This is a genomic window from Pseudomonas sp. HMSC063H08, assembly GCF_001813645.1.
Lineage (GTDB): Bacteria > Pseudomonadota > Gammaproteobacteria > Pseudomonadales > Pseudomonadaceae > Pseudomonas > Pseudomonas aeruginosa.
Genome location: NZ_KV813581.1, coordinates 64,558 through 73,052, shown reverse-complemented (window position 1 = coordinate 73,052; position 8,495 = coordinate 64,558). Strand labels below are relative to the sequence as shown.

Genomic DNA, 8,495 nt, shown 5'->3' with positions numbered 1-8,495 from the left:
ATCTCCGACCTCGAGTACAACTGGTACCTGCATACCGTCTGAGGTAGCGGTATCGGCGCGCCGGTCCTGGGCCGGCGCCGTACGCAGCGAAATCCGGGGCGGTTTCGCAGACACTCAACGCGGGGGCGTCTGTGTCTGGGAAACCGCCCCGGTCCTTTTCTCGGAACCGGGAAATGTGCGCCACGGCACAGCCTGCCGCCACGCCTCCCGCCAGACTCGATGCTGGCCTGCATCAATGCCGCTGCCGCGTGGCTCCGGCACCATCGTCCGCTCCGTTCCGTCCAGCGAGAAGATTCCATGCCCCGCCTTTCCGTCCTGCTGTTCCTCGCCCTCGCACCCTGGCTGGCCCAAGCCAAGGAGACCCTGCGCGTCTACAACTGGAACGACTACATCGACCCGCAGGTGCTCGAGTCCTTCCAGAAGGACACCGGCATCCGCGTCGAGTACCACACCTTCGCCACCGCCGAGGAACTGGACAAGGCGCTGCGCAGTGGCGAGGCGATCGACGTCGCCGTCCCCTCCCACGACACCCTGCCGGCCCTGCTGAAGGACAACCTGCTGCGGCCGCTGGACTTCACCCAGTTGCCCAACCGCAGCCATCTCGACCGTCAATTGCTGAGCAAACTGGCCGCGGTCGACCCTGACAACCGCCACGCCGTCCCCTATCTATGGGGTGCCGTAGGCCTGGCCATCAATACCCCGCAGGCCGAAGCCGCCTATGGCGGGCCGCTGCCCAACAGCTGGAGCCTGCTGTTCGACGCCAGCCAGAGCCAGCGCCTGAAAAGCTGCGGCATCAGCCTGCTGGACGCGCCGGACGAAACCCTGGCGATCCTCCTCAACTACCAGGGCCGCAACCTCGGTCGTACCGCTCCGAGCCAGGTACGCCGCGCCGCCGAGGCGCTGCACGGACTGCGACCGAACCTGCGCTACGTCGACAGCGAGCGCTACATCGCCGACCTCGAAGGCGGTCGCCTCTGCCTGGCCATGGCCTGGGTCGGCGACGCCCTGCGCGCGGCCAAGGCGGGCCAGCCGGTAAGTTTCGAGGTACCGCAGGAAGGCTCGGTGCTGTTCATCGACAACCTGGTGATTCCGGCCAGCGCCCAGCATCCACGACAGGCGCACCGCTTCATCGACTACCTGATGCAACCGAAGATCGCCGCACAGATCACCGCCGCCACCCTCTACCCCAGCGGCAACGCCGACGCCGCCGGCTTCCTCGATCCCGCCCTGCGCCAGCAACCCGGCCTGTATCCGGACCGCGACACCAGCCGCCGCCTGTTCGCCCTGGAAACGCCGCCGGAAAAACTCCGGCCGGTGGTCGACGAGATCTGGAAGGCCTTCCGCGGCGCCAGCCACTGAGCGGCTTGCCCCGGTCGCGTGAGCTGGCGTCCAATAGCCGCTCACGCCCGGAGACCCGCCATGCAGCCCACCTCGTCCACCCGCAAGCCCCGCGCCAGCAGCCAGGCCCGGATCGCCGCGATCCTCGACGCCGCCCGCGGCCTGCTCGCCAACGAAGGCATCGGCGGTCTGACCATCTATAGCGTGGCCGAACGCGCGGAAATGCCGCCATCGTCGGTCTACCACTTCTTCCCCAGCGTGCCGGCCCTGCTCCAGGGGCTGACCGGCGAGGTCCACGCCGCCTTCCGCGCGTGCCTCGAACAGCCGGTGGACCATGCAGGCCTGCGCTGCTGGCGCGACCTGTCGCGGATCGTCGAGGAGCGCATGCTGGCGGTCTACGCCCGCGACGCGGCGGCCCGCCAACTGATTCTCGCCAGCCACGGCCTGGCCGAAGTCACCCAGGCCGATCGCCAACATGACGTGCAACTCGGCCAGGCCATGCGCGCCCTGTTCGAGCGGCATTTCCTGCTGCCTCCGCTGCCGACCGATATCGAGATCTTCAGCCTGGCCATGGAGCTAGGCGATCGCGTCTACGCATTGTCGGTACAGCGTCACGGGATCATCGACGCACGCCTGGCGGAAGAAGGCATGCGGGTGTTCGACGCCTACCTGGGGCTCTACCTGCCGCCGATCCTGGAAAAGCGTAGCGAACCATTAACCGGATTTATATCCGATTTAAATCGATAGAAAATCCATAACACTCCCTTAAACCGCTTAACAGTCCGATTTTTATCGGATATAAATCCGCCCATCACTCGATCGGGCGCGACACCCCGTTCCCGCCCGCCCGACCCACAACCGGCCGCCGCCAAGCCCGGCAGCCATCCGAGCCAGCACACGAGGTGTTCCATGACCCGCAACGTCACCGTCGCCGCCACCCAGATGGCCTGCTCCTGGGATCGTCCGGCGAACATCGCCCGCGCCGAGAAACTGGTGCGCCAGGCCGCCGCCAGGGGTGCGCAGATCATCCTGATCCAGGAACTGTTCGAGACCCCCTACTTCTGCCAGAAGCCGAACCCGGACTACCTGCAGCTGGCCACCACGGTCGAGGAGAACGCCGCCATCGCCCACTTCCAGGCCCTCGCCCGGGAGTTGCAGGTGGTATTGCCGATCAGCTTCTTCGAACGCGCCGGGCGCGCCCGCTTCAACAGCATCGCGGTCATCGACGCCGATGGCGGCAACCTCGGGGTCTACCGCAAGAGCCACATCCCGGACGGCCCGGGCTACCACGAGAAGTACTACTTCAATCCGGGCGACACCGGCTTCAAGGTCTGGCAGACCCGCTACGCACGGATCGGCGTCGGTATCTGCTGGGACCAGTGGTTCCCCGAATCGGCGCGCAGCATGGCGTTGCTCGGCGCGGAACTCCTGTTCTACCCGACCGCCATCGGTAGCGAACCGCACGACGCCAGCATCAGCTCGCGCGATCACTGGCAGCGCGTGCAGCAAGGCCATGCCGGGGCCAACCTGATGCCACTGGTGGCTTCCAACCGCATCGGCCGCGAGGAGCAGGACGGCTACGACATCACCTTCTATGGTTCTTCGTTCATCGCCGACCCGTTCGGCGAGAAAGTCGAGGAGCTGAATCGCACCGAGGAAGGTATCCTTGTCCACACCTTCGACCTCGATGCGCTGGAGCGTACCCGCAGCGCCTGGGGCGTGTTCCGCGACCGCCGGCCGAACCTCTACGGTCCGCTGAAGACCCTCGACGGCTCGCTGGAGTCCTGAGGCCTCGGGAAACGATCCGCGCGGGGACGCCCCGCGCATTCCGCGCCGGCGTCCGCCGCGCATAGCAACGATTTCAGGAGCAGCGATGAGCAATCCGACCAGCACCCCACGCGCCGACGGCTTCCGCATGCCCGCCGAATGGGAACCCCACGAGCAGACCTGGATGGTCTGGCCGGAACGCCCGGACAACTGGCGCAACGGCGGCAAGCCGGCCCAGGCGGCCTTCGCCGCGGTGGCCAAGGCCATCGCGCGCTTCGAGCCGGTCACCGTCTGCGCCAGCGCCGGGCAGTACGAGAACGCGCGCGCGCGCCTCGACGACGGCAACATCCGCGTCGTGGAAATCAGCAGCGACGATGCCTGGGTCCGCGACACCGGCCCGACCTTCGTCATCGACGACAAGGGCGATGTACGCGGCGTCGACTGGGGCTTCAACGCCTGGGGTGGCTTCGAAGGCGGCCTGTACTTCCCCTGGCAGCGCGACGACCAGGTGGCACGCAAGATCCTCGAGATCGAACGGCGCGCCCGCTACCGCACCGACGACTTCGTCCTCGAGGGCGGCTCGATCCACGTCGACGGCGAAGGCACGCTGATCACCACCGAGGAATGCCTGCTCAACCACAACCGCAACCCGCACCTGAGCCAGGCGGAGATCGAGCGGACCCTGCGCGACTACCTTGCGGTGGACAGCATCATCTGGCTGCCGAACGGCCTCTACAACGACGAGACCGACGGCCACGTCGACAACTTCTGCTGCTACGTGCGTCCCGGCGAGGTGCTGCTGGCCTGGACCGACGACCAGGATGACCCGAACTACCTGCGCTGCCAGGCCGCCCTCCGCGTGCTGGAAGAAAGCCGCGACGCCAAGGGACGCAAGCTGGTGGTGCACAAGATGCCGATCCCCGGCCCGCTGTACGCGACCCAGGAAGAGTGCGACGGCGTGGATATCGTCGAGGGCAGCCAGCCGCGCGATCCCTCCATTCGCCTGGCCGGTTCCTACGTGAACTTCCTGATCGTCAACGGCGGCATCATCGCGCCGAGCTTCGACGATCCCAAGGACGCCGAGGCCAGGGCGATCCTCCAGCGGGTATTCCCCGAGCACGAGGTGGTGATGGTCCCGGGGCGCGAGATCCTCCTCGGCGGCGGCAACATCCATTGCATCACCCAGCAGCAACCGGCGCCGCGCAAGGCCTGACGGGCATCCCCAGGGCGGATGGCCAGCCGCGGCGCTGTTCGCGCTGGCCGGCCCGGCACGCCGAGTGGCGCCCTGAATGAAAAAAGCCCGCGTCCTCCAGGAGGACGCGGGCTTTTTCCTGTCCGGCCGGAGCTTACAGCAGCGGCAGGGTGTAGCTGACGATCAGGCGGTTTTCGTCCTGGTCGCGCTGGTTGTTGCTCGAACCGGCGGCCGGCAGGCCGCTGCGGAAGGAGGCGTTCTTCCAGGTGAAGCCCAGGCCCTTGAAGGTGCCGTCCGGGATCACGTAGGCCAGGGAGATATCGCGTTCCCACTCGCTCTGGTCGCCGCGGGCGGTCTTGATCTTGTCGCCGCTCAGGTAAATGGTGTTGAAGGTCAGGCCCGGCACGCCGACGGTGGCGAAGTCGTAGCCGTAGCGGACCTGCCAGGTGCGCTCGCCGGCACGCTGGAACTTGCCGATCTGCACGTCGGTGATCAGGTACGCGGTGGAACCTTCGCCATCGCCACGGTTCAGGAACGGGAAGTCGCTGTCGCCGTTGAGGATCTGGTAGCCGGCGCCGATGCTGTGGCCGCTGACGGTATAGGTGAAGAGACCGCTGAAGGCGCGGTTGTCGACTTCGCCCTTGGTCACGCCGCTGCTGACGTAGCCGTCGGCACGGCCGGAACGGCTGCCGTTCTTGCCGTCGGAGCTGCTGTCGAAGGCGCGCAGGTCGGTCTTCAGGACGCCCGGGCCGATCTGCCAGTTGTGGATCAGGCCGAGGAAGTGCTGCTTGTAGAAGTCGTCCAGGTTGCCGTAGTAGTACTGCAGGGTCAGGTCCTTGTTGACCTTGTAGTCGCCACCCGCGTAGTAGAACTTGTTGCTGTCGCGCGAGCTGGCGCTGCTGCCGTTGGCGCCGGCGATGCTCAGGCTGCGGTTGTCGGTGGAGTTACGGCCCTTGGAGTGCTCCAGTTGGCCGGCAACCAGGGTGAAGTCCTTGAGATCGGTCGAGGTGACCTGGCCGCCCTCGAAGGTGACCGGCAGCAGGCGGCCGTCGTTGTAGGTGACCACCGGCAGCTTCGGCTGCAGGGTGCCGTAGCGGAACTCGGTGTTGGACACCTTGGCCTTGGCGGTCAGGCCCAGGCTGGCGAAGTCGTGCACCGGCTCACCGTTGCTTTCCAGCGGGAACACGGTGCCCGGCTGGCGGTCCAGGCCGCTCTTGCCGGCACGGCCGCCGCCGTCCAGGCGCACGCCGAGCAGGCCCAGCGCGTCGACGCCGAAGCCGACGGTGCCCTGGGTGAAGCCCGACTGGTAATTGAGGATGAAGCCCTGGCCCCACTCTTCCTGCTTGCTCGGCGAGGCGGTGCCATTGCGGTTGTCGGTATTGATGTAGAAGTTGCGCAGGGTCAGCGATGCCTTGCTGTCCTCGATGAAACCGGCGGCGACCGCCTGTTGCGCCAGGGCACCGAGGGTACCGGCAGTGATGGCCAGGGCCAGTCGTGACTTGTTGATCTTGCGACTCTTCATTGGTCTTTTCCCCATTGGTATTGCTAATTGTCTTCCGGTCGGGGGAAGTGGAACGCGTGGGCCCGACCGGTCGTTGAAACACTGAGCGCCGTACCATCCCGGAAGATGGCGCGCGCGAAACTCGGCATTCGATGGATCAGGAAACGGCGCAACCCGCGACGATGGAACGACGGGGCAGGCAAGCAGGCAGGGAGGCAGCGAACGGAAGCGTGTGCATGGGTGTACTCGTGTCTTGTTATTGTGCGGCGGGTGTCTCGACCCACCGCCAGTGAAGGCAATTTGTAAGCCAATCTTTCCATCGGGCTCCGCCTTCGCGTCCTCTCGGGCTTCCTGCCCTTCTCCCGGCTGACGGGGCCGGAGGGTATCGGCAGAAAACCGCCTATTACAGCTTCCTTTCTGGCGAGTTACCGCCACGTTTCAGAAAATCGTTATTTCCTGCGCTTTATAGCGCGTGGGTAATAAACAGTAAAATATCCGCAATAAACCTAAAAAGAATTAATTATTCGTATTTAATAGCTTTAAGGAATATTGTACCGCAGCCGCAGCCTGCCGGTCGCCTCCCCAAAGAGGTATTCCGTGGCGCCGTCGACAAAACGGAAACGTTTGCCCAGCGGTCAGCCCACGACGATGCAGTCCTTGCCCTGGCGCTTGGCCGAGTACATCGCGGCGTCGGCCCGGCTGTAGAGGGCACCGAGCCCCTCGTCATCAGCCTGGAGGACCGTCAGGCCCTGGCTGACGGTGATCCCGAAGCTTTGTTCGCCCTCCTGGAAGCGCAGGCGTTGCACCTCGCGCTGCAGGCGTTCGCCGATCTGTCGCGCGGTCTGCTCGTCGCAGCCGGGCAGCAGCACGGCGAACTCCTCGCCGCCGATCCGCCCGAACAGGTCGCCACGGCGCAACGCGGCACTGCCGCTCTGGGCGATACGCTGGAGGACCTGGTCGCCGACCTGGTGGCCGAAGCGGTCGTTGATCTTCTTGAAGTCATCGACGTCCAGCAGCAGGAACGCCAACGGTATCCCCTCGCGGCGACACTCCTTGAAGGCCGCCTCGGCACTGTCGAAGAAATAGCGACGGTTGCTGCTCTGGGTCAGCACGTCGGTGGTGGCCAACCGTTGCAGCTCGCTCTCCATGTGCTTCTTGTCGGTGATGTCCTCGGCGATGCCCACCACCATCAGCGGCAGTCCCGCCTCGCCCTGGCGACTGACGAAGCACTTGTCGTTGAGCCAGCGGACCTCGCCGTCGCCGCGCACGATGCGGTATTCGCGTTGTTCCACGGCGCCACGTTCGAGCACCTGCAGCAGGCTGCTGTCGGCGTAGTCGAGGTCGTCCGGGTAGATGCTGTTGCGCCACTCCTCGTAGTCCGCCAGCAGCAGCGCCGCGGAACGGCCGAAGATTTTCTCGTAGGCGGGGCTGACGTAGACCATCCGCCGGTTCTGCCAGTCGTAGGCCCAGAGCACCGAGTTGACGCTGGCCAGCAAGGCGCTGAAGAGTTGCTCGCGTTCCTTCAGCCGGGCCACTTCGGCACGGCTGTGCAGCAAGGCCAGCGCGGCCTCCTGCGGGTCTTCGGGAATGCCGGGTAGGTCGTCCATGGATCGTCGCTCTGCTCGCGGAACGGGTTCGACCGCCAACTTAGCGCAGGGGTCGCGGCGATACAGAAATGCCCGCCGAACGGCAGGGAAAGGCTCCAGCCAGTGCGCTCGGTCACAATTGCCGAGCGATGCCGTTCGTATTCGCCGGAGCCTGCACGCCCAGTTGTTTCTGCGCCTCGAACAGCGAGCGCAGGAACAGGGTCAGGGTCGGTCGTTCTTCGTGTCCCTGACGGGTAATGCAATGGAATTCCGAGTCGTAGGCCAGTTGCCGCGGCCGGATCGCCCGCATGCGTCCTTCGGCGACCCAGGTGGCGGCATAGTGCGTCGGCAGGTAGCCGATGTAGGTGCCGCTGAAGACCAGGGTAGCGATGGCCTCCATGGTGTAGGCATCGGTTCCCTGGTTGAAGCGCAGGTCGTGCGGGCGGTGGTTTTCCGCCATGTAGCCGCGGCCGACATAGTCGGCGGCGCAGATCTCGTCCAGCGCCGGTTCGTCGTCCGCCCGGGCGAAGAAGGGGTGCGCGCTGCCGCAATAGAGGTTCTGCTCCTCGCGGAACAGGGGTTGGTAGTAGAGCCCGGACAACCGGTGGTGGAAGGCCCCCACCGCCAGTTGCAGGCGCTCTTCCAGCACCGCGTGCTCGAGTTCGTCGGGACGCCGCGTGTGCAGCTTGAGCAGCACCTCCGGGGCGCGCTGGCGAAACAGCCGGATGGCCAGCGGCAACGGTAGGCAATGCTGGCCGATGACGCCATCGACGCAGCCCAGGTGCAACGCCTCGCGATCGCGCCCGCCGAGGCCACGGACCTGCTCGCGGAAACGGGCGATGTCGCTGAACAGGCCGAGCGCGGCGTCGTAGAGTTCCTGTCCCTCCTCGGTCAACTGGAAACCGCCGTTGCCGCGCCGGCACAGGGAATAGCCCAGGCGCACCTCCAAGTCGCGCACCAGCACGCTCAGGCGCGACAGGCTGGTGTTCAGGCGCGCCTGGGCGGCAGTGAAGCCGCCGGCCTCGACGATGGCGCAGAAGGTGCGCAGCATGCGCAGGTCGATGTCGTTGAGGTTGCCCAGCATTCCCGCCCCCATGGCGTTCGGTCCGCC

7 protein-coding genes are annotated in these 8,495 nt (G+C 65.9%); 4 read left to right on the top strand and 3 right to left on the bottom strand.

Going from position 1 to position 8,495, the window contains the following annotated elements:
• Window positions 1-297: 297 nt before the first annotated feature.
• The 4 genes from HMPREF2924_RS27050 to aguA all read left to right on the top strand — a co-directional run bounded on the left by HMPREF2924_RS27050 (window position 298) and on the right by aguA (window position 4,318).
• Window positions 298-1,359 (top strand): polyamine ABC transporter substrate-binding protein, encoded by a 1,062-nt coding sequence (locus HMPREF2924_RS27050; RefSeq protein WP_022580768.1) that lies wholly within the window; start codon window positions 298-300, stop codon window positions 1,357-1,359.
• Between the two features lie 60 nt (window positions 1,360-1,419).
• Window positions 1,420-2,085, top strand: coding sequence for a TetR/AcrR family transcriptional regulator (locus tag HMPREF2924_RS27045; protein ID WP_003128566.1), 666 nt, complete (start codon window positions 1,420-1,422; stop codon window positions 2,083-2,085).
• Window positions 2,086-2,247: 162 nt separating this feature from the next.
• Window positions 2,248-3,126, top strand: coding sequence for an N-carbamoylputrescine amidase (gene aguB, locus HMPREF2924_RS27040; protein WP_003111119.1), 879 nt, complete (start codon window positions 2,248-2,250; stop codon window positions 3,124-3,126).
• An 85-nt stretch (window positions 3,127-3,211) separates the two neighbouring features.
• Window positions 3,212-4,318, top strand: coding sequence for an agmatine deiminase (gene aguA, locus HMPREF2924_RS27035; RefSeq protein WP_023092290.1), 1,107 nt, complete (start codon window positions 3,212-3,214; stop codon window positions 4,316-4,318).
• 133 nt (window positions 4,319-4,451) lie between these two features.
• On the opposite strand, the gene HMPREF2924_RS27030 is transcribed toward aguA, so the two are convergent.
• The 3 genes from HMPREF2924_RS27030 to HMPREF2924_RS27020 all read right to left on the bottom strand — a co-directional run bounded on the left by HMPREF2924_RS27030 (window position 4,452) and on the right by HMPREF2924_RS27020 (window position 8,480).
• Window positions 4,452-5,819: an OprD family porin gene (locus tag HMPREF2924_RS27030; protein WP_003123853.1), complete on the bottom strand. Its 1,368-nt coding sequence runs from the start codon at window positions 5,817-5,819 to the stop codon at window positions 4,452-4,454.
• Between the two features lie 614 nt (window positions 5,820-6,433).
• A complete protein-coding gene (locus tag HMPREF2924_RS27025) occupies window positions 6,434-7,405 on the bottom strand; it encodes a GGDEF domain-containing protein (RefSeq protein WP_003137214.1) in 972 nt (323 codons plus the stop codon).
• Between the two features lie 112 nt (window positions 7,406-7,517).
• Entirely contained in the window at window positions 7,518-8,480 is a 963-nt protein-coding gene (locus tag HMPREF2924_RS27020; RefSeq protein ID WP_003128540.1) for a LysR family transcriptional regulator, read from the bottom strand.
• Window positions 8,481-8,495 lie beyond the last annotated feature (15 nt).

What these genes read in the sequence shown, in the direction of transcription:
- HMPREF2924_RS27045 (WP_003128566.1), top strand. Translation starts at nt 1,420, where the DNA reads ATGCAGCCCACCTCGTCCACCCGCAAGCCCCGCGCCAGCAGCCAGGCC.
- aguA (WP_023092290.1), top strand. Translation starts at nt 3,212, where the DNA reads ATGAGCAATCCGACCAGCACCCCACGCGCCGACGGCTTCCGCATGCCC.
- HMPREF2924_RS27030 (WP_003123853.1), bottom strand. Translation starts at nt 5,819, where the DNA reads ATGAAGAGTCGCAAGATCAACAAGTCACGACTGGCCCTGGCCATCACT.
- HMPREF2924_RS27020 (WP_003128540.1), bottom strand. Translation starts at nt 8,480, where the DNA reads ATGGGGGCGGGAATGCTGGGCAACCTCAACGACATCGACCTGCGCATG.
- HMPREF2924_RS27025 (WP_003137214.1), bottom strand. Translation starts at nt 7,405, where the DNA reads ATGGACGACCTACCCGGCATTCCCGAAGACCCGCAGGAGGCCGCGCTG.
- aguB (WP_003111119.1), top strand. Translation starts at nt 2,248, where the DNA reads ATGACCCGCAACGTCACCGTCGCCGCCACCCAGATGGCCTGCTCCTGG.
- HMPREF2924_RS27050 (WP_022580768.1), top strand. Translation starts at nt 298, where the DNA reads ATGCCCCGCCTTTCCGTCCTGCTGTTCCTCGCCCTCGCACCCTGGCTG.